General features: G+C 63.2%; 15 protein-coding genes and 1 riboswitch. Of the genes, 5 read left to right on the top strand and 10 right to left on the bottom strand.

The features are described from left to right. Positions 1-79: 79 nt before the first annotated feature. A complete protein-coding gene (locus PAN08_RS13980) occupies positions 80-3,028 on the top strand; it encodes a ligand-binding sensor domain-containing diguanylate cyclase (protein ID WP_269792117.1) in 2,949 nt (982 codons plus the stop codon). A 62-nt stretch (positions 3,029-3,090) separates the two neighbouring features. Here PAN08_RS13980 and gdhA read toward each other — a convergent pair whose 3' ends face one another. The 9 genes from gdhA to ilvC form a co-directional block, all read right to left on the bottom strand. Further along, positions 3,091-4,440, bottom strand: coding sequence for an NADP-specific glutamate dehydrogenase (gene gdhA / locus PAN08_RS13975; RefSeq protein ID WP_269792116.1), 1,350 nt, complete (start codon positions 4,438-4,440; stop codon positions 3,091-3,093). 157 nt (positions 4,441-4,597) lie between these two features. Next, positions 4,598-5,659: a 3-isopropylmalate dehydrogenase gene (leuB, locus tag PAN08_RS13970; protein ID WP_269792115.1), complete on the bottom strand. Its 1,062-nt coding sequence runs from the start codon at positions 5,657-5,659 to the stop codon at positions 4,598-4,600. A 191-nt stretch (positions 5,660-5,850) separates the two neighbouring features. Beyond that, positions 5,851-6,429 carry a 3-isopropylmalate dehydratase small subunit gene (gene leuD / locus PAN08_RS13965; protein ID WP_269792114.1) on the bottom strand — a complete coding sequence of 193 codons (579 nt, stop codon included), beginning with the start codon at positions 6,427-6,429 and terminating at the stop codon, positions 5,851-5,853. After that, the gene (leuC, locus tag PAN08_RS13960) at positions 6,429-7,847 is read right to left on the bottom strand and encodes a 3-isopropylmalate dehydratase large subunit (protein ID WP_269792113.1); all 1,419 of its coding nucleotides are present in this window, start codon (positions 7,845-7,847) and stop codon (positions 6,429-6,431) included. The genes leuD and leuC overlap by 1 nt, the downstream gene beginning before the upstream one ends. Before the next feature lie 31 nt (positions 7,848-7,878). Further along, a complete protein-coding gene (locus PAN08_RS13955) occupies positions 7,879-9,435 on the bottom strand; it encodes a 2-isopropylmalate synthase (protein WP_269792329.1) in 1,557 nt (518 codons plus the stop codon). After that, positions 9,429-10,526: a threonine dehydratase gene (locus PAN08_RS13950; protein WP_269792112.1), complete on the bottom strand. Its 1,098-nt coding sequence runs from the start codon at positions 10,524-10,526 to the stop codon at positions 9,429-9,431. The genes PAN08_RS13955 and PAN08_RS13950 overlap by 7 nt, the downstream gene beginning before the upstream one ends. Before the next feature lie 255 nt (positions 10,527-10,781). Then, positions 10,782-11,036, bottom strand: a complete 255-nt coding sequence (locus PAN08_RS13945; protein WP_269792111.1) for an ACT domain-containing protein — start codon at positions 11,034-11,036, stop codon at positions 10,782-10,784. Then, the gene (ilvG, locus tag PAN08_RS13940; RefSeq protein ID WP_269792110.1) at positions 11,020-12,747 is read right to left on the bottom strand and encodes an acetolactate synthase 2 catalytic subunit; all 1,728 of its coding nucleotides are present in this window, start codon (positions 12,745-12,747) and stop codon (positions 11,020-11,022) included. The genes PAN08_RS13945 and ilvG overlap by 17 nt, the downstream gene beginning before the upstream one ends. A gap of 40 nt (positions 12,748-12,787) precedes the next feature. Then, entirely contained in the window at positions 12,788-13,762 is a 975-nt protein-coding gene (gene ilvC, locus PAN08_RS13935) for a ketol-acid reductoisomerase (protein WP_269792109.1), read from the bottom strand. Between the two features lie 659 nt (positions 13,763-14,421). Here ilvC and PAN08_RS13930 point away from each other — a divergent pair. Both PAN08_RS13930 and ggt read left to right on the top strand, forming a co-directional pair. Next, positions 14,422-15,219: a BTAD domain-containing putative transcriptional regulator gene (locus tag PAN08_RS13930; protein ID WP_269792108.1), complete on the top strand. Its 798-nt coding sequence runs from the start codon at positions 14,422-14,424 to the stop codon at positions 15,217-15,219. 174 nt (positions 15,220-15,393) lie between these two features. Then, positions 15,394-17,103, top strand: coding sequence for a gamma-glutamyltransferase (gene ggt / locus PAN08_RS13925; protein WP_269792107.1), 1,710 nt, complete (start codon positions 15,394-15,396; stop codon positions 17,101-17,103). Between the two features lie 331 nt (positions 17,104-17,434). On the opposite strand, the gene PAN08_RS13920 is transcribed toward ggt, so the two are convergent. Continuing rightward, positions 17,435-19,015, bottom strand: coding sequence for a BCCT family transporter (locus PAN08_RS13920; RefSeq protein WP_269792106.1), 1,581 nt, complete (start codon positions 19,013-19,015; stop codon positions 17,435-17,437). Between the two features lie 224 nt (positions 19,016-19,239). Continuing rightward, a riboswitch (TPP riboswitch) is annotated at positions 19,240-19,341 on the top strand. A 117-nt stretch (positions 19,342-19,458) separates the two neighbouring features. Between PAN08_RS13920 and thiC the strand changes: the two genes are divergently transcribed. Both thiC and PAN08_RS13910 read left to right on the top strand, forming a co-directional pair. After that, a complete protein-coding gene (thiC, locus tag PAN08_RS13915) occupies positions 19,459-21,333 on the top strand; it encodes a phosphomethylpyrimidine synthase ThiC (protein WP_269792105.1) in 1,875 nt (624 codons plus the stop codon). A 108-nt stretch (positions 21,334-21,441) separates the two neighbouring features. Further along, entirely contained in the window at positions 21,442-22,023 is a 582-nt protein-coding gene (locus PAN08_RS13910; RefSeq protein WP_269792104.1) for a DUF4136 domain-containing protein, read from the top strand. Positions 22,024-22,044: the final 21 nt, after the last annotated feature.

The raw sequence follows: 22,044 nt of genomic DNA, 5'->3' as shown, positions 1-22,044 counted from the left end.
GGGAGGGGTGAATCTCACGGCTGGATGCTAAATTGGGACAGCCGGCCGGCTGAGGCCGGCCACGCCTGGGGAGGCAGGTTTGTCCCGTAGTCCATCCGATGACTGTGCTCGTCGTTCCCGTGCCGCCTGGTTGGCGCGGACGCTGCGCTATTGCCTCCTGTTGCTGCTGATCGTCGGCGCTGGGTCGACTGTGGCTGCAACCCGCCACACCGTGGTTGGCTGGGGTATGGAACAGGGTCTGCCGCACAACCTGGTGCAGTCGGTGGCGCAGGGCAGTGACGGCTTCATCTGGCTGGGCACCTGGGAAGGCGCGGTGCGTTTCAACGGCCGCAGCTTCACCGTGTTTGACCGCCAGAACACACCCGGCGTCGAGTTGTCCGGGGTGCAAAGCATCCTGGCCGAGGCCGATGGCGCCATGCTGTTTGGCACCATGTCCGACGGTATCTACCGCTATCACCGCGGCCGCTGGGAAGCCGTGGGTGGGGAGGCCACCCGCCACCTGCCGGTCAGCGCGATGCTGCGTGATTCCTCCGGCGCGCTGTGGATAGCCTCGGCGGAGCGGTTGTTGCGGCTGATGACATCCGGCCAGCTGCTCGATGCCGGTGCTGAAATGGGGCTGCCGAGGGTGCCGATCACCGCGCTGAGCAGCGATCGCGACGGCGCTTTGCTGGTGGCAACCGAGCACGGAGTCCATCGCGTCTGGAAAGGCCAGCTGGCGCCTTGGAAGGCGACGGCCGGCTGGGTGGTGCGTGATCTGGTTGACGACAGCCGCGGTGGCTGGATCGTGGCAGCAGACGATGGCATCCATTGGCTGCACGGCGACGGCCGGCAGGAGCATCTGCTGGCGGGCGAGCGCGTGGACTCCGTGCGCCGTGATGCCAACGGCGCGCTGTGGATGAGTCTTTCAGCGGGGCGCCTGGAACGGTATGTCGACGGCCGCAGCGAGCGCATCGCCATTCCCGGCCAGGTCAGCCCGGCGTTGATGATCGACCGCGAAGGTCTGGTTTGGGCCGGCAGTACCGATGGGCTGTTCCGGGTTGACGAGGGCGCGGCACGTGGCCTGACCCATGCAGACGGCCTGGGCTCGGATTACGTACGTGCGGTGATCCAGTCCGATGATGGCGTGGTGTGGCTGGGGCACTCCGAAGGCTTGAATCGGCTCCAGGGCGAACACGCTACGCCTGTACGGCTGGTGCCCGGCAACGGCCGTGACGCTTCGGTGCTGGCGCTGGCCGCGCGAGGTAATGACGTGTGGGCCGGCACTTACAACCAGGGCGTCTACCGGTTGGATGGCGCTGGCCGTGTGCGTCAGCAGATCGTCCTGCCCGGTGCCTTGCAGCCCTTGGTGCGCGCGCTGCGGGTGGATGACGATGGCACCTTGTGGATTGGCAGTAGCGACGGCCTGTATCGCTACCGCGACGGCGAACTGCGTCATTACGGTGAAAAGGAAGGGTTGCCCGGACTAGCCGTGCTGTCGCTTTATCGGGACCCGGCCGGGGTGCTGTGGATTGGCTGCAACGGTGGCATGGCTGCTATGGCCACCGATGGCCGCCTGCAGGCGTGGTCGGCGGACAGTGATTTCCCGGCGCGCTACGTTTTCGATTTCCTTGGTGATGCCAATGGCGATGTGTGGATAGCCACCGACCACGGCCTGCTGCGTAAGCGCGGGTTGGACTTCACTGTGTTCGACCACCGCAACGGCCTGCCGCGTGACAAGTTGTTCCGCATCATTGATGACGGCAACGGGTACCTGTGGTTGTCCAGCAACCAGGGCGTGTTCCGGCTGGAGCGCAGTGATCTGGTGGCGGTGGCCGCCAACGCGCGCAGTCATCTGGCCGTGCATGTGGTCGACCACAACGATGGCATGCCCAGCAGCCAGGGCAATGGTGCCTCGTCGCCAGCGGGCTGGATGACGCGCGAAGGCCTGCTGTTGTTTCCCACGGCTGGCGGCCTGGCGCTGATTGATCCGGCGCGTGCCGATGGCTATGTGCGTCAACGCAAAGCGCCCATGGCGATTGAAAGCGTTGAGGTCGATGGCAATCCGCAACCGGTGCGGGTGGCTTATGACTTGCCTGCGGAGGTGGAGCGCATTTCCGTGGCCTATGCCGGTCTGGGCTTCCGCGCGCCCGACAAGATGCGTTACCGCTACCGGATGGAGGGTTTCGATGCCGATTGGGTAGACGCCGGCAGCCGCACCGAGGCGGTGTACACCAACCTGCAGCCCGGAAAGTACCGGCTGCGGATTCAGTCCATTGCATTGCCGTTGGATTGGGACAACCGCGAGCGGGTGGGCGAAACCAGCATCGCGTTCGACATCGCCGCACCGTATTGGCAGCGGCCCTGGGTGCTGCTGCTGGCTGCCGCGACGATGGTGGGCCTGCTGCTGCTGTTGATCAGTTGGCGCACTGCCAGCTACCGCCGCCGCCAGCGTTTGCTCAATACCGAGATCGGTGCACGCACGCAGGAACTGCGCGAGAAGAACCATGCACTGGAACAAGCTGGCATGGAGCGCGACAACCTGATGCAGCGCCTGGAATACATGGCCATGCATGACGCGCTGACCGGGCTGCCCAACCGGCGCGCAGGCGATGCCCACCTGCAGCAGATGCTGAGTGAAGCCGTGCGGACGGGTGCGTCATTGAATGTGGCGTTGCTGGATATCGACCACTTCAAACATGTCAACGATCGCTTTGGTCACGAAGCCGGCGACCGTGTGCTGCGCGAAGTGGCTGGTCTGCTGCAACTGCAGGTAGGCGCCGGGCAATATGTATCGCGTTACGGCGGCGAAGAATTCCTGATCGTGTTGTGCGGTATGTCATTGGACCAGGCGGTAACGCTGCTGCAGGAACTGCGCATGCGTCTGGCGCGCCTGCGGGTCGAGGAAGTGGACCCGGATATCGCAATTTCCGGCAGCATCGGCGTGGCGGCACTGGGGCCGGATCAGGACACGATACGTACCCTGTTGGCCGCCGCCGATCGGCATTTGTACCGCGCCAAGCGCGAGGGCCGTAACCGGGTGCTGTCATGACACGCGCTTCGGCCGCATGAAGACGCAGGCCGGAATGGTTCCGGCCCGCGTGCATACATCGATCAGTACAAGCCCTGCGCCAACATTGCGTCTGCCACCTTGACGAAGCCGGCGATGTTGGCGCCATCCACGTAGTTGACGCTGCCATCGGCGCGCACGCCATGGTGTACGCAGTTGGCATGGATCTCTTTCATGATCACGTGCAGGCGTTCGTCCACATCGGCGTGACGCCAGGAAAGGCGCAGGGCGTTCTGGCTCATCTCCAGGCCTGATGTCGCTACGCCGCCGGCATTGCTGGCCTTGCCCGGCGCATACAGCGTGCCGGCCTGCAGGAACACATCCACCGCATCCAGTGTGGACGGCATGTTGGCGCCTTCGGCGACGCACTGTACGCCGTTGTGCACCAGGGTGCGGGCGTCGGATTCATCCAGCTCGTTCTGGGTGGCGCAAGGTAGAGCGATGTCGGCGGGAATGTGCCAGGGGCGACGGTCGACCAAGAATTCGAAACGCGGATCATCGGCCAGCTCCGAAAGACGGCCGCGGCGCTCGTTTTTCAACACCATTACGTCCTGAATGCCCTGCTCGTCGAAGCCGTCGCGCGCATACAGCGTGCCGCCCGAATCAGAGAAGGTGAGCACGCGCGCGCCGAGTTCAGCGGCCTTGATCGCCGCGTACTGCGCCACGTTGCCGGAGCCGGATACCAACACCTTGGCGCCATGGGTCTGGCGGCGTGCGTGGTGCAGCATCTGCTCGACGAAATAGACCGTGCCGTAGCCAGTAGCTTCCGGGCGCATGAGGCTGCCACCAAACGCCAGGCCCTTGCCGGTGAACACGCTGGAGGCATTGTTGCTGAGCTTTTTCATCATGCCGGCCATGAAGCCGACTTCGCGCGCACCTACACCGATATCGCCGGCCGGTACATCGGTGTCCGGGCCAAGGTGGCGGTACAGCTCCAACATCAATGCCTGACAGAAGCGCATCACTTCGCCGTCGCTCTTGCCCTTGGGATCGAAATCCGAGCCGCCCTTGCCGCCGCCCATGGGCAGCGTGGTCAGCGCGTTCTTGAAGGTCTGTTCGAAGGCCAGGAATTTAAGGATCGACAGGTTTACCGACGGGTGGAAACGCATGCCGCCCTTGAATGGGCCAATGGCCGAGCTGTGCTGCACGCGCCAGGCACGGTTGACGTGAGTCTGGCCCTTGTCGTCCGCCCACGCCACGCGGAACTGAATCACCCGCTCCGGTTCGACCAACCGCTCCAACAACCCATGTTGCGTGTACTTCGGGTTGTGCTGCAGGAATGGCCACAGGCTGTGGGTCACTTCCTTCACTGCCTGCAGGAACTCGGATTGATGGGGGTCGCGCTTGGCCACGTGGGCCAGAAAGTCGTCGGGGCTACGGTAGTTCAAGAGCATTCCTCTCAGGAGGGGGATCTGAAGCGACAGATCCAAGAATGAAAAGTAAAACGGTTTGTCCACCCGGCGGAAACGTGCCGCCCATCAAATGTAAGCGGCGCGGTTGCGTTGCGCCGCCACAAACAAAAACGCGGCCAAAGGCCGCGTTCGGTTGCAATCAGCTGAGTTGCGCAAGTACTGCCTGCGCGGCTTGCTGTGTAGAAAGTGCCTGCCCCTGCGCAGCAAGATCGGCAGTGAACTGGCCGGCATCGAGCGCGGCACTGACCGCCGCTTCGATGGTGGCTGCTTCGGCCTCCAGTCCCAGTGAATGGCGCAGCAACATCGCGGCGCTGAGGATGGTGGCATACGGATTGGCGATACCCTTGCCGGCGATGTCCGGCGCCGAACCGTGGATGGGCTCGAAGATACCGACCTTGCCTTGTTCACCCAGCGAGGCTGATGGCAGCAGGCCCAGCGAGCCGGCCAGCATCGAGGCTTCGTCGGTGAGGATGTCGCCGAACATGTTCTCGGTGACGATCACATCGTAGGCGCGCGGCTTGGAGATCAGGTGCATGGCCATTGAATCGACCAGCTGGTGCTCCAGTTCGACGTCTGGAAATTCGTCGCGGCCAATGCGCGTGGCGATATCACGCCACAGGCGCGAGGTTTCCAGCACGTTGGCCTTGTCCACAGAGGTGAGCTTGCCACGGCGCTGTTGGGCAAGACGGAACGCGCTGCGCAGCACGCGCTCAATTTCGACGGTGGTGTAACGGCACAGGTCGCTGGCACTGTCGGCGTCGCGGGTTTTGTCGCCGAAGTAGATGCCGCCGGTCAGCTCGCGCACAACCACGAAGTCCACGTCCGTGAGCAGCTCCGGTTTGATAGGCGAAGCGTGCAGCGCCGCCGGATGCGTGCGCACCGGGCGCAGGTTGGCGAACAGGCCCAGCGCCTTGCGGATGGCCAGCAGACCTTGCTCCGGGCGCACCTTGGCATTTGGATCAGACCACTTCGGACCACCGACTGCACCGAGCAGCACCGCATCAGCCTTGCTGCAGGCTTCCAGCGTGGCCGCGGGCAGTGGCTCGCCATGGTTGTCGATGGCGATGCCGCCGATGTCGTGTTCGCTGAAAGTGAAGCTGTGGCCGAAGCGGCTGGCGACGGCTTTGAGTACGTCCACGGCGACGGCGGTGATTTCAGGGCCGATGCCGTCACCCGGCAGTACGACGATGTTGGCTTGCATGTAGTGGTTCCGGTTGTTCTGTCTTGTTTGAAACCCTTCTCCCTGCGGGAGAAGGGTTGGGGTGAGGGTGGGGCGAAACGCTGCGTAGTCAGTTGATGGAGCAATGAACTGTGCTCACTACCGCAGCTTCCGCTGATGCACCCTCATCCGACCTTTTGGGGGCACGTTATCTCAACGGGAGACGGGAAGGCTCATGCCGCGCGGTCAGCCTCGTAGCCTGCGATCTCATCGGCACGGCCCAGCAGCCAGCCGAGCTGATCCACGCCCTCCAGCAGACAGGTCTGCGAGAAGCCATCCAGCGGGAATGCATACGCTTTGCCGCCGGAAGTGCGCAGTTCGCAGGCCGCGACATCGACGGTCAGTTCGTCGTCTGGGTTCTGCATCAGCTCCTGAACATCGGCTTCGTCCAGCACGATCGGCAGCAGGCCGTTCTTCAGCGAATTGTTGCGAAAGATATCGGCGATTTCGCTGCTCACGATGGCGCGCAGGCCCAGGTCGGTCAGCGCCCATGGCGCGTGCTCGCGGGAGGAACCGCAGCCGAAATTACGACCGGCGAGCAGGATTGCGCGGCCTTCGTTCTCCGGTTGATTGAAGGCGAAATCCGGGGTAGGCGAACCATCTGCCTGCCAGCGCCAATCATTGAACGCATTCTTGCCCAGGCCCGCGCGTTCGGTCGTGGACAGAAACCGCGCCGGAATGATCTGGTCGGTGTCGATATTGGTCTGGCGCAGCACCACGCTGCGCGAAGTCAGAGCACGGAAACCGGCCATCACGCCACCTCCTTGGCAAACAGTTCACGTGGATCGGCGACATGGCCGTTCACCGCCGCCCATGCCGCACTCATCGGCGAGGCCAGCAGCGTGCGGGAGCCCGGCCCTTGGCGACCTTCAAAATTACGGTTGCTGGTGCTCACCGCCAGTTGGCCCGGTGCGACCAGATCGCCATTCATGGCGATGCACATTGAACACCCCGGCTCGCGCCATTCCGCACCCGCCGCACGCACGATCTCGTGGATGCCTTCGGCTTCGGCATCGCGCTTGACGATCTCCGAACCCGGCACCACCAGCATGCGCACGTGATCAGCGACACGACGGCCGCGCAGCACCTGGGCCACTTCGCGCATGTCGCTCAGGCGGCCATTGGTGCAGGAGCCGACGAACACCACGTCCACCGGCGTGCCGGCCAGTGCATGGCCAGCCTCGAACTTCATGTAGTCCAGGCCCTTCTGCGCGGCAGCATCGTTGGCGGCGGGGATCGGTACATCCACCGCAATCGCGGTGCCCGGGTGCGTGCCCCAGGTCAGGGTGGGGCGGATGTCGGCGGCGTTGATACGCACGTCCACATCGAAATGCGCGCCTTCTTCGCTGACCAGCGTTTTCCAGTAGGCGACGGCCTTGTCGAAATCAGTACCCTTCGGCCCGCGTGGCGTCTTGGCGACCCAATCAAACGTGGCCTGATCCGGCGCAACCATGCCCGCGCGTGCACCGGCTTCGATGGACATGTTGCACAGGGTCATGCGTTGTTCCATGTCCATCGCGCGGATGGTGGAGCCGCGATATTCGATGACATGGCCGGTGCCACCATTGACGCCGATCACGCCGATGATGTGCAGCACCACGTCCTTGGCGCCGACGCCGGGCGTCAGTTCACCTTCAACGGTGATGGACATGGTTTTGGCCTTGCGCTGCAGCAGGCACTGCGTGGCCAGCACATGGCCGACTTCACTGGTGCCGATGCCGAATGCCAGCGAGCCGAACGCACCATGCGTGGAGGTGTGGCTGTCGCCGCAGACGATGGTCATGCCCGGCTGGGTGAAGCCTTGTTCCGGTGCGATGACATGGACGATGCCGCGACTGGCCGAGGCCATGTCGAACAATTCGATGCCGTACTCGGCACAGTTCTTCGCCAGCATGTCCACCTGTGCTTCGGAGGCTTTGCTGGCATAGGTGAACCTGCCATCGGCGCCTGCCGGAGTCGTTGGTGTGGAGTGATCCATCGTCGCCTTGGTGCGTTCCGGGCGGCGCGGCGTGATGCCGCGCTCGCGCAGTTCGGTGAAGGCCTGCGGCGAGGTGACTTCGTGGATCAGGTGCAGGTCGATGTACAGCACCGCCGGGGCGCTGTCGGATTCAGGGACGACGACGTGTGCGTCCCACAGTTTGTCGTACAGGGTTTTGGGTGCGGAGCTCATTGTCTATTCCGTTGCCTATGTGCCGCCGCGCTCAAGCGCTGACGGCTTCCTGGGTCTGTACGCTTTCGCGCTGGCGCAACAGGCGGTTGGTGACGTCCAACCATGCCAATGCGCTGGCTTCGATGATGTCACGGCTGGTGCCGGTGCCTTCCAGGATCTCGCCTGCGTGGCGCACGCTCAGGTTGGCTTCGCCGCGTGCATCGGCGCCGATGCCGACGCTGTGCACGTGGTAGCTGTCCAAGGTCAGCTGCACGCCGGTCGCGGCCGACAATGCAGAGAACAATGCATCGACCGGGCCATCGCCCTGTGCGGTTTCGGCAACGCGGTTGCCTTCCGGGTCAGACAGTTCAACCAGCGCGTTGGCGCGGCTGCCAACATCACTGATGGTCATCGAAGCCAAGCGGTAGCCATCGCTGCTGGAGGTGCCCTGCATCAGCGTCTGCAGATCGGCGTCGGTGACCACACGCTGCTGCTCGCACAGCGCCTTGAACTGCTCGAATACCAGCTTCAGCTCTTCCTCTTCCAGCCAGTAACCCAACGCACGCAGGCGTGCCTCGACCGCAGCGCGGCCACTGTGGCGGCCCAGCACCATCTGCGAAGACTCCCAGCCCACATCTTCCGGACGCATGATTTCGTAAGTGTTGCGGTTGCGCAGCATGCCGTGCTGGTGGATGCCTGATTCATGCGCGAATGCATTGGCGCCGACGATGGCCTTGTTGCGCTGTACCGGCATGCCGACCAGACGCGACAGCAGCTGCGAGGTGGGGACGATGCGCTGGGTGTCGAAGCCGGTGTCGAAGTTGTAGAAGGCATTGCGTACCTTCAACACCATCGCGATTTCTTCCAGGGCGCAGTTGCCAGCGCGTTCACCGATACCGTTGATCGAACCTTCCACCTGACGCGCGCCGCCTTCGATGGCGGCCAGCGAATTGGCGACGGCCAGGCCCAGGTCGTTATGGCAATGCGTGCTGAAGATCACCTTGTCCGCGCCAGCGGCATTGCCGATGACGTGCTGGAACATCGCGCGGATTTCATCCGGTGTGGTGAAGCCGACGGTATCGGGCAGATTGATGGTGCGCGCGCCGGCAGCGATAGCGACCTGCGCCACTTCGGTCAGGAAGTCCAGTTCGGTGCGGGTGGCATCTTCGGCAGAGAACTCGACGTCGTCCAGATAACCGCGCGCCAGCGTCACGTGCTTGTGCACGGACTCCAGTACCTGCTCCTTGCTCATGCGCAGCTTGTGCTCACGGTGCAGCGGGCTGGTGGACAGGAACAGGTGCAGGCGCGGCTTGGCAGCAGCCTCCAGCGCCTTGACCGAGGTTTCGATGTCAGCGGCCAGGCAGCGTGACAGCACCGCCAAGACCGGCTCGCGGATATCGCGGCCGATCATCGCCATCGCATCACGATCGGATTGGGAACTCGCCGGGAAACCGGTTTCGATCACGTCTACGCCCAGCTCGGCCAGGGCGCGCGCCATCACCAGCTTTTGCGGTGGGGTCATGCTGCAGCCCGGGGATTGTTCGCCGTCACGCAGAGTCGTGTCGAAGATGGTAATTCGCGGGGTGGGGTTGGTTGGAGTATTCACCAGAGGGTCTCCTCGACTGCGGTAACGGAAATGGGGGGTAATTCGGATTTGAGTGTGCGTAACGGGGGCGAAGTGGCGCGGCTTCTAAGTCGTTCGCCGTTGCGCCGTCGAGGTTTACGCGGTGGGCGTGGCCGCACTTCGGACAATAGCGTGGCCAGCACGGTGGCATCGATATTGCCGCCAGACACCACTGCACATTTGCGCTTGCCTGCCACACGACGGCCGGCCGCCAGGGCCAGTGCGCCCGCGCCTTCAGCAATGACGTGTTCTTCCAGTGCCAGCCGCACCAGCGTTTCGCGCAGCTCGGCTTCACGCACGATGACGATATCGTCCAGCAGGCTGGCGCACAGGCGGCGAGTGATGAAGCCGGGGATCTTGACCTTGACGCCATCGGCCAGGGTTGGCACCGGATCGATTTCGCTGATGTCGCCGCGGATGGCGCGGGCCATCGAATCGACGCCCTCCACCTGCGCGCCGATGATGCGCACGCCTTGGGATTTCAATGCCAGCGCCACACCGGAAGCCAGACCACCGCCGCCAATCGGCACGATCACCACGTCCGGAGCATGCGGTGCCAGTTCAATACCCAACGTGCCCTGGCCAGCAATCACGTCGGGATCATCGAACGCGGACAGAAAGCGGTAGCCATTTTGATCGGCCAATTCGCGTGCGAACGCGTAGGCCTCGTCGTAGCTGTTGCCGTGCTGGCGCACGGTGGCGCCCCAATGCTGCACACCGGCGATCTTGGTCGCCGGCGCGCCATGCGGCATCACCGTGATGGCCTGCAGGCCCAGGCGGTGCGAGGCCCAGGCCACGCCTTGTGCATGGTTGCCGGCGGAAGCGCAGATCACTGTGCGCTCATCACCGCGTTCCAGCGCGGCCAGCATCGCATTCAATGCACCGCGCACCTTGTACGAACCAGTGCGCTGCAGGTTTTCCAGCTTCAGCCAAGTGCCAAAACGTTCGGCGTAATGCAGCGGGGTAGGCGGCAGGAAGCGGCGCAGGCGAGCCTGCGCGGCCAATACATCGGCGACGCTGACGTTGACGTCTCCAACGCTGTCGGTGAATACGATGGGGCGGCCATGCTCAGACACGGGAGTGCCGGCGGAGCAACGAACAGGAAACAGGGCGCAGGGAATGGAGGAAGACGGCAGGACGTTGAAGAAGACGCCTCCGTCGCGCAGGGAACGGCGACGGTTGCAGGGAATCTGCATTCCCCGCTTCCAGTGCGTGCTTCCCAGCGCGACAAAGAAGATGCCTCCGTTGCAGGGAGAACGGCGACAGGCGCGAAGAGCGTCCCTTCGCGGTTACCTGCTTGCCGTTCCCCCGTCGTACACCTACGTCACTGTTCATACGTCGGCACCTACGACGACCGGTACCACGCGTACGGATTCGCAGTCGTAAACCTTTTCCAACTGGTGACGCAGGGTTTCCGGCGGACGCGTGCCGTTGATGTCCATCTGCACATGCCAGCGCCCGGCATCGTCGGCATTGCGATTTCCGGCGATGTTGCTGGGTGAAAAACCACGGCGTTCAACCATGCCGATCACGCGCACCAATGCGCCTTCGGCAGGCTTCAACACCAGGTCAAGCCGGTACTGCATTGGAACTCTCCTGCGAAGCGGTAGTGTGGGCGGGGTTACTGTCCAGCATGGTGCTATTGGCGTAGTTCGGCGGTACCAGTGGCCACACGTTGGCGCGGGCGTCGATGGCCACGTGCAGGAACGCAGGGCCCGGTGTATCCAGCAGCGCAGCCAGTGCGTCTTCCACTTCGGCGCGCTGGGTGATGCGGGTGGCGGGTATGCCAAATACCCGGACCAACGCAGCGAAATCGGGGTTGTCGGACAGATCGATCTCGCTGTAACGCTCGGCGAAGAACAGCTCCTGCCACTGGCGGACCATGCCCAGCGATGCGTTGTCCAACAACACGATCTTCACAGGCAGGCGGCAGCGGGCAATAGTGACCAGCTCCTGCACGTTCATCATGAAACTGCCATCACCGGAGACCAGCACCACGGTACGGTCCGGACAGGCGAACTGCGCGCCCATCGCGGCTGGCAGGCCGAAGCCCATCGTGCCCAGTGCACCGGAAGTCAGGTGATTGCGCGGATGGTTGAAGCGGCAGTGCTGCGCCACCCACATCTGGTGCTGGCCCACATCGCAGGCGATGACGGTGTCCGGCGGGGCCACTTCGCTCAGGCGTTTGAGCAGCGCCGGTGCATAGATGTCCTTGCCCGGCGCGTCATACCGCGCAGCGAATTTCTCGCGGTTGGCGGCACAGCGGGCACGCCAGCTGTTGCAGTTGCCACGGATGCGGGCCAATGCCTGCACACCGGTCTTGAGGTTGCCCGGGATGGCCAGGTCGGCGCTGCGCAGCTTGGAGATTTCATACGCATCGGCATCCAGGTGGATGACGCGTGCGAACGGCGCGAACTCGGCCAGCTTGCCGGTGGCACGGTCATCGAAACGGGCGCCGACCACGATCAGCAGGTCCGACTCCTGCACCGCCATGTTGGCGGCGCGGGTGCCGTGCATGCCCAGCATGCCCAGGTACTGCGGATGACTGGCCGGCAATGCGCCCAGGCCACGCAGCGTCAGCACGGTGGGAATGCCGGTGGATTCGACGAACTGGCGGAACTCGTTCACCGCATCGGCCAGACCGATGCCGCCGCCGCCATAGATCACCGGTTTTTCGGCAGCGGCAATCATCTCCACCGCATCGGCCAGACGTTGTGCATCCGGTGCCGGCACCGGATCGACCGACGCCGGCACGTGGTCAGGCAGATGCGAGGCATCGCCCAACTGCACGTCCTTGGGCAGGTCGATCAACACCGGGCCGGGCCGCCCTTCACGGGCGATACGAAAGGCTTCGGCAACCACCTGCGGCAGCTCGTCAACGCTGCGTACCAGCCAGCTGTGTTTGACGATCGGCATGGTCATGCCGAACACATCCAGTTCCTGGAACGCATCAGTGCCCAGCAGCGAGGTGCCTACCTGTCCGGTCAGGCACACCATCGGTACCGAGTCGAGCATCGCATCGGCGATACCGGTGACCAGGTTGGACGCGCCGGGGCCGGAGGTGGCCACGCATACGCCTACCTTGCCGCTGGCGCGGGCGTAGCCATTGGCGGCGAGTGCCGCACCTTGTTCGTGGCGTACCAGGATGTGCTTGAGGCTGGAATCCACCAATGCGTCATAGAACGGCATGATGGTGCCGCCTGGATAACCGAACAGCGTTTGCACGCCTTCGGCCTCCAGGGCCTGCGTCAGCCAGCGTGCACCATTGCGGGATGCAGCTTGGGTGGAAGTGTTCATGCAGCGACCTTTGCCTTTTGCGGGTGGGGGACCGCGGGATTTACGCGTTCTGGGCTTGCAGCCAGACCATCTTGGCGCGCAGTTCCTTGCCCACCTTTTCGATCGGATGTTCCATGTCAGCCTGCTGGAACTTCTTGTAGTTCGGCAGGCCGGCGTCGTACTCGGCTTCCCAGTTCCGGGTGAAGGTGCCGTTCTGGATATCGGTCAGCACGTCCTTCATGCGCGCCTTCACCGACGCGTCGATCACGCGCGGGCCGCTGACGAAATCGCCGTACTGCGCGGTTTCGGAGATGAATTCCAGCATGCGGGTGATGCCGCCTTCGTAGAACAGGTCCACGATCAGCTTCAGCTCGTGCATCACTTCGTAGTAAGCGATTTCCGGCTGGTAGCCGGCTTCCACCAGCGTTTCGAAGCCGGCCTGCACCAGCGAGGACGCGCCGCCGCACAACACGGCTTGTTCACCGAACAAATCGGTTTCGGTCTCTTCCTTGAAGGTGGTCTTGATGATGTTGGCGCGTGCGCCGCCCAGGCCGGCGGCATAGGCCAACGCCAGCTGCTCGGCCTTGCCACTCTTGTCCTGGTGGACCGCGTAGATGCACGGCACGCCGCGGCCGATTTCGTACTCGCGGCGTACCAGCGCACCCGGGCCCTTCGGCGCCACCAGTGCCACGTCCAAGTCTTCGCGCGGGGTGATCATGCCGAAATGCACGTTCAGACCATGGGCGAACAGCAGGCAGGCACCCTGCTTCATGTTCGGTGCCAGCACCTCGTTGTACAGGCTCTTCTGCACCATATCCGGGGTCAGCACCGCGACCAGATCGGCATCCTTGACCGCTTCGGCCGGGGTTTTGACGGTGAAGCCGTCGGCCTTGGCCTTGATTTCGGTGGGGCCGCCGGCGCGCAGGCCGACCACAACGTCGTAACCGGATTCACGCAGGTTCAGGGCATGGGCGCGGCCCTGGCTGCCGTAACCGACAACGGCGATTTTGATCTGGGGCAGTTCGTTGGTGCTCATGGTGCTTGGGTTCCTTGCGATGAAGAGAATCGTGCAGTGATAAAAAAACGGCCGTCGCGTCAGGACGCAGCGGCCGGGTGGGGCTGACGGATCACCCTGCACGCCGAAGCGGAGCGCTTGGTGTCGCATGCGGTGTGTTCGGGTTTGGCGGTATCGGTCGAGAACATGGTTTCAGATGAAATAGAGGCTGGAAACGAAAAACCCCGCACCGGGGTCGGCGCGGGGTCTTTTATCGAATCTGGCTTTTTCTTGTTACGCGCCAGTTCGCCCCGCACCTGTTGGCTCGGTAATAAGTACGAGTACAAGCAGCGACGCCGCGGCGGAGGCCGGGGTCGAAGTCAGGTGGGCGGTGGTGTGGCGTTGCAACATAAGACCGAGATAACCATCTGTGCGATGGGCGTGTCAACGCTTGCAGCTGTGATTGTCAGGAAATCCTTCGTAAGCCGCTTCACAGCGGCTTGGTTTCGACTGAAACCTAGGCGCCTTGGGGAAAGTACGGGGCCACATTGCGCGGAAAACTGGGGTTGGTGGCCTTCTGTTTTGAAGAATGCGGCAACCGAATGAGGGGATCTGGTCGCTTTCAACGGTTTGTCAGATAGAGGGCTGCTTTTGCGTGGCTCAGGGCGGGGGATTTCATGGCGCTGTCATCGGAACTGAAAATGGCTGTGACGTCGAAGGTCAGCTGTGAATGGTCAGAAATGGGCCAGGGCCGGCAGCTGGTGCAACTGATGGGGCGTAACGAGGGATTGCCTGCGCCCCTGATCTATCGCAAGGGCTGGGCGCTGCTGGGCTATCTGGCCGTGGAGTCCAATCGACTGCATTCACGCACGATGCTGGCGTCCTTGTTCTGGCCGGGGCTGGGCGAGACCAGTGCGCTGACCAATCTGCGGCAGGTGTTGAGCAATCTCAACCGCTATTGCAGCCAGGAATTGGGGCCGGGCGTGTTGTGTATCGAGCGCACCCGTGTAGGGCTGATGCGCGACGCCCAGCCATTATTCGACGTCGACCTGGTACGAAGCGCGCCTTGCCGGCTGCTGCAGATGGTGCCTGAGCAGCGCAACTTCCTCGACGACATGGAGGATCTGGGGGGAGTGGACTTCCTCAGCTGGCTGGAGACCACGCGCCAGGAAATGGAACGTCAATTGGTGGATGCAACCGAAAGATGTTGCGACGAATCATTGGAGGCCGGTGAGTGGGAGCACGCGGTGATGTTGGCGCGTGCGCTGGTCGAACGTGATCCGTGGAGCGAAGCGCATGCGCGACGGATGATGCGTGCGCATGCCGGTATTGGCATGCCAGCCTCGGCGTCGCACGTGTACTACCGATTCGAGGCATTGCTGCGCGAAGAGCTGGGCCTGGCCACGGCCGTGGAGACCCGGGAGTTGTTGGCACAGATCAATGCCTCGTCGCTTCCGTCGTTGCAGTCGCAGGAGTTCGCCATGCAGGCGACCGCTTAAGGGGGCGCGCTGCCCGTCGAGATAGGGCGGTATGCGGGACCGGCCTGATGTGACGGGATTCCCGCGTATCAGGTAACAAGGCGTTGCCCGCCATTCTGGCTCGTCGCCGAGGGTTAGGGCCGAGGCATGGGCACATGGGCTATCGTTCGGGGAAGTCCCTGCCTGGTTCGTCCCATGATCCGTACGACCCCGCTTTTGCTCATGCTTGCCGGCATGCCGTTGCTGTCTGCTCACGCCGCAGATCGAATCACTGGTCACGAATTTGCCACCCGCTCGGAGGTGATCGCGCCGCACGCCATGGCCGCCACCTCGCAACCGCTGGCCACGCAGATTGCATTGGATGTAATGAAAGCTGGCGGCTCGGCGGTGGATGCAGCCATTGCCGCCAATGCCGCGCTGGGGTTGATGGAGCCCACCGGCAATGGTGTCGGCGGTGATCTGTTTGCCATCGTCTGGGACCCGAAGACGCAGAAATTGCATGGCTACAACGGCTCGGGGCGCTCGCCGCGTTCGTTGACGCTGGCCGAGTTGCAGCGTCGCGGTTTGAAGGAGATTCCAGCGACCGGACCGCTGCCGGTGTCGGTGCCGGGCGCGGTGGATGGCTGGTTCGCGCTGCATGAACGCTTTGGTCGCAGGCCGATGGCTGACAACCTGGCCCCAGCGATCCGCTACGCCCGCGAAGGCCATCCGGTCGCCGAAGTGATTGCCTATTACTGGGACCGCTCGGTGCCGAGGTTGTCGCCGCAGCCAGGCTTCAAGGAGCAGTTCACCCTTGATGGCCGGGCGCCGCGCAAGGGTGAGATGTGGCGCAACCCCAACCTGGCCGACACCTTGCAGAAGATCGCTGACGGCGGCCGCGATGCGTTCTACAAAGGTGAAATCGCCCACACCATCGGCGATTTCTTCAAGGCCAATGGCGGTTATCTCAGTTATGAGGACATGGCCGCACATCAAGGCGAATGGGTGGACCCGGTCAGCAGTAACTACCGTGGCTACGATGTGTGGGAGTTGCCACCCAACAGCCAGGGCATCGCCGCGCTTCAGATTCTCAACATTCTGGAAGGCTACGATTTCTCGAAGATTCCTTTCGGCTCGGCAGAGCATGTGCATCTGTTTGTCGAGGCCAAGAAGCTGGCTTTTGCCGATCGTGCACGTTTCTATGCGGATCCCGCGTTTTCACCGGCACCGGTGTCGCGGTTGGTCTCGAAGGAGTACGCCGCCCAGCGCCGTGCGTTGATCTCGATGGACAAGGCGTTGAAGGAAGTGCAGCCGGGCACGCCGAAGCAACTGGAAGAGGGCGACACCATCTACATGACCGTGGCCGATGCCGACGGCATGATGGTGTCGTTGATCCAGTCCAATTACCGCGGCATGGGCAGTGGCATGGCGCCGCCGGGGCTGGGCTTCATTCTGCAGGACCGCGGTGAGATGTTTGTGCTGCAGAAGGACCACCCCAATGGCTACGCGCCGGGCAAGCGGCCGTTCCAGACCATCATCCCGTCCTTCATCACCAAGGACGGCAAGCCGTTTGCGAGTTTCGGCGTAATGGGCGGTGCGATGCAGCCACAGGGCCATGCGCAGATCGTGATGAACCTGGTGGACTTCGGCATGAACCTGCAGGAGGCCGGTGACGCGCCGCGTATCCAGCATGAAGGTTCCACCGAGCCGACCGGGCAGGCCACCGTGATGCGCGAGGGAGGTGAGGTCAACCTGGAAACCGGCTTCCCGTATGAAACCGTGCGTAGCCTGATGCGCAAGGGGCATCGGGTGGTGTTCGCGGATGGCCCTTATGGTGGCTATCAGGCGATCCAGCGTGATCCGGAAACCGGGGTGTATTACGGCGCTTCGGAAAGCCGCAAGGACGGGCAGGCAGCGGGGTATTGATCTGCCGTTTCCTGGCCTTTGTCGCCCGGTCAGCACCGCGCTCCCGGGAGGCATGTAGGGCTGCAGACGGAGCATGACGCTGGCTGATCTCGCGCCTTCTGCCGCAGGGTGAGCGTGTCGGCACACGCTGCACCTCCGGCCCTCACCAGCGCGATGCGCCGAGAGGGCCGAAAGCAGGGGCTGCTAACGCCTTTGCCGCTGGTGAGGAGAGAACCAGAAAGGGGTTTTCTGCCACCACACCTTTGTCAAAGGCGAAGCGGTGGATTCGGGAGCAGGCTGGTTTTTGCTCCAGCGTCAGTTTCCTCCAGCCAAACCCCAAACAGCCTTCAACCTACTGGCCGCTATTGGCCACCCGTTCGGCTTCTATCCGCGCTTCTTCTTGCGAGGCCTGCTCACGTTCAATCCACGCCTCGATGATATGCCGTGTGCGCTGCGCCAACCGGCGCTGTCGGTTGTACTCGGCATCCAGCACGCGATAGAGCGACACCATCACCAGTAACATCAACAGCGCAAACGGCAATGCGGCGATGGTGATCATGCCCTGCAGCGCGTCCAAGCCTCCGGCGAGCAGCAGTACTGCTGCAATCAATGCGACCGCCACGCCCCACACCAGCTTGCGTGACAGCGGCGGGTCGCCTGGTTCGTCGATGGACATGCTGGCCAGTACCAGCACTGCCGAGTCAGCCGAGGTGACGAAGAAAATCACCAGCAATACCAGCGCCAGCACCGACAACAGCAGCGAGGCCGGCAGGCTATCGAACAGCGTGAACAGCACGGTTTCGTAGCCATTGCCCAGCGCCTGCACCAGATCGACATGGCCGAACAACTGCGCCCACAACGCCGTACCGCCGAATACCGAGAACCACAGGAAGCCGAGCATGGTGGGTGCCAGCACCACGCCTACGACAAACTCGCGCACGCTGCGGCCACGCGAGACGCGTGCGATGAAGGCCCCGACGAATGGTGCCCACGCAATCCACCACGCCCAGTAGAAAATCGTCCAATCCGCCACCCAGGTGCTACCCGAGAACGGTGACATGCGCAGGCTCATCGTCACCAGCTGATTGAGGTATGAGCCGAGCGTGGTGGTGAACGTATCAAAGATGAAACCGGTGGGGCCGAGCACCAGTACTGCGGCCAGCAACAACGCCGCCAGCGCCAGGTTGAAGTTGGAAAGCCACTTGATACCGCGGTCCACGCCACTGGTGGTGGACAGCATGTACAGCACGAACGCCACCGCGATGACGGTCAGCTGCAATGGCACGCCATTGGTCAGGCCGAACACGCGATGCATGCCGGCGGCAATCTGGATGGTGCCGAAGCCGAGCGTGGTGGCGACGCCGATCGCGGTGGCCACCACCGCCGCGATGTTCACCATCTGGCCAAACCAGCCACGATGGTGGCGGCCGATCACCGGCTGCAGCATGTCACTGATCAGCCCCCGCCCATTGCGGTTGTACTGGAACCACGCCATGGCCAAGCCGATCAGCGCGTAGATTGCCCACGGATGCAGGCCCCAATGGAAGAAGGCGTAGCGCATCGAGGCGCGAGCTGCGTCCATGCTGAGGGGAGGGAGCCCCTCCGGAGGTGTGACGAAATGCGAGACCGGCTCGGCCGCACCCCAGAACACCAAGCCGATGCCCATGCCGGCGGCGAACAGCATTGACAGCCAACTGGCACGGGAGAAATCCGGCTCGGCATCCTCACCGCCAATGCGCAGGCTGCCGAAGCGCCCGAAGGCCAGATAGGCGAGGAAGGTCAGGGTGAGGAACACGATCACCAGGTACAACCAGCCGGCGCCACGGACGACATGGACCAACGCGGTCTGCACCACGTCGTTGAAGGGACCGGGCGCGACGCCGGCGATCAGCACCAGTACGGCGACCAGTGCGATGGAGATACGAAACACCATGAAGGAGCTTCTCCGATCAAAAAAGGGATTGAGGGAGGCGAGCCTGGGCTTGCAAAGAAACCGGTGGCATCCGGACACGGCCGGTTGGGACCGGTGAAAGGCAGAGGACAATTAAGTCGGTATGCTGCGGCGCAATGTTACTGAACGGCACGTCATGGTTCTGTTAGGACGGCATGACGCACCGCACTGCATCGCGCCGTTTCCGGTGCTTTGTGATCTAATGCCGCCCGAAGCGGGGGTACCGCGGCCAATGGGCCACGGTTGAGATATACCCTTCGAACCTGATCCGGCTCATACCGGCGTAGGGAAGCTTCGTATGCCGGCAATCGCTGCGCCCGAGAAGGGCCTCTGCTTGACCCGCGTGCGCCTTCGCTTCGTTCCGTCATGCGAATCCCTCGCAGACACCCGCACCGCAAGTGTGGGGATTAACAGGACGAATGCCGATGAACGCACAGCCCAGCCTGCAGCAGCAGGCCCAGCAACTCTCTGAATCCGTGACCCAGCCGATCCCCGGCTCGCACAAGATTTTCGTGCCAGGTTCACGCGCTGGCCTGCAGGTGCCGATGCGCGAGATCGCGCAGACCCGCACGCCGACCCTGTTTGGCGGTGAAGAGAATCCGCCGATCACGGTGTACGACACGTCCGGCCCGTACACCGATCCCAATGCCCGCATCGATCTCGCCGCCGGGCTTGCGCCGCTGCGCGCGGGCTGGATCGAGGAACGCGGTGATACCGAATTGTTGACCGGACTGAGTTCGGCGTTTGGCCGCAGCCGCCAACAGGATTTGAAACTGGATGCCGTGCGTTTCCCCGGACGCATGCTGCCGCGTCGCGCCATGGGCGGTGCCAACGTGACGCAGATGCATTACGCGCGTCGCGGCATCGTCACTCCGGAAATGGAATACGTGGCCATCCGTGAGAACCAGCGGCTGGATGCGGTGCGTGAGGCAGGTCTGTTGGCCCAACATCCGGGGCAGAGCTTCGGTGCCAGCATCCAGCAGATCATCACCCCGGAATTCGTGCGCGATGAGATCGCCCGCGGCCGCGCGGTGCTGCCCAACAACATCAATCACCCGGAAAGCGAGCCGATGATCATCGGCCGCAATTTTCTCACCAAGATCAATGCCAACATCGGCAACAGCGCGGTGTCCTCTGGCATTGCCGAGGAGGTGGAAAAACTGGTGTGGGCGATCCGTTGGGGCGGTGACACAGTGATGGACCTGTCCACCGGCAAGCACATCCACGAAACCCGCGAATGGATCATCCGCAACTCGCCGGTGCCGATTGGTACGGTGCCGATCTACCAGGCGCTGGAGAAAGTGGATGGCCGTGCGGAGGAACTGAACTGGGAAATATTCCGCGACACGCTGATCGAGCAGGCTGAGCAGGGCGTTGACTACTTCACCATCCATGCCGGTGTGCTGCTGCGCCACGTGCCGCTCACTGCCAAGCGGGTAACCGGTATCGTCTCGCGCGGTGGTTCGATCATGGCCAAGTGGTGTCTGGCGCATCACAAGGAAAATTTTCTCTACACGCACTTTGAAGACATCTGCCAGATCATGAAGGCCTACGACGTGTCCTTCAGCCTGGGCGATGGCCTGCGCCCGGGCTGCATTGCCGATGCCAATGACGCGGCGCAGTTTGGTGAGCTGGAAGCGCTGGGTGAGCTGACCAAGATCGCCTGGAAACATGATGTGCAAACCATCATCGAAGGCCCGGGCCATGTGCCGATGCACCTGATCAAGCAGAACATGGAGAAGCAGCTGGAAGTATGCGGCGAGGCGCCGTTCTACACGTTGGGGCCGCTGACCACCGACATCGCACCGGGCTACGACCACATCACCAGCGCCATCGGCGCGGCGATGATCGGCTGGTATGGCACCGCAATGCTCTGCTATGTCACGCCAAAGGAACACCTGGGCCTGCCCAACCGCCAGGACGTGCGCGACGGCATCATGGCCTACAAGATCGCAGCACACGCGGCTGATCTGGCCAAGGGCCACCCGGGCGCGCAGGTGCGTGACAACGCATTGAGCAAGGCGCGTTTCGAATTCCGTTGGGAGGACCAGTTCCACCTCGGCCTGGATCCGGAAAAGGCCAAGGAATTCCACGACGAAACCCTGCCCAAGGACGCGCACAAGCTGGCCCACTTCTGCTCGATGTGCGGCCCGCACTTCTGCTCGATGAAAATCACCCAGGACGTGCGTGATTACGCTGCCGAGCAAGGATTGGAGGAAGCGGGCGTGCTGGAGGCGGGCATGGCCGAGAAGTCGATGCAGTTCCGCGAGCAGGGCGCTGAGGTTTACCGCATCGAATGATGCCTGCCTGCCGCAGGCCTCCCCACCGGGCGGCCCGCGGCAGGCGGTTGACGCACGCCAACGGCAGGGCGTGCTAGCGTTCTGCCGTCCACAACTGGGGAGGTTGTCATGAAGCTTCGATCCGTATTCCGGCTGGTCTCGTTGTCCTTGGTGTTGGCGCTGGCCGCCTGCGCCAGCACCCCGCGCGTCAGCAGCCAGGCTGACCCGACCGGTGAGTTCGCGCGTTACCGCAGTTTTTCGTTCTTTACGCCGCTGGCGCTCGAACAGAACGGCTACACCACCATCACCAGCAATCGCATCCGCGATGCGGTGCGCACGCAGATGCAGGCACGCGGCTATGTGTATGACGAGGCCAACCCGGACCTCTGGGTGAACCTCAATGCCTACCTGCAGGACAAGACGCGCGTGACCACGATGCCGGAAGTGGACTACGACTATTACTACAGCTACCGCGCACGCAGCTATGTGGCGGTGCCGTACTGGCGCGACCGCACCGACGTGCGTCAGTACACCGAGGGCACGCTCAACGTGGACATCGTGGATGCCCGCCAGAAGCGGCTGGTCTGGGAAGGCGTGGCGGTCGGCACCGTGGGCCGTGCCACGCCCGAGAAGCGGGCTGCAGAAATAGATGCGGCCGTGGCCGCGATCTTTGACCAGTATCCCTACCGTGCCGCAGGGCTCGCCCGTTAAGCCGGGTAGCCACATGCAGCC

It is taken from the genome of Stenotrophomonas sp. Iso1, assembly GCF_027497995.1.
Lineage (GTDB): Bacteria > Pseudomonadota > Gammaproteobacteria > Xanthomonadales > Xanthomonadaceae > Stenotrophomonas.
This window is presented reverse-complemented; position numbering and strand designations above follow the sequence as displayed.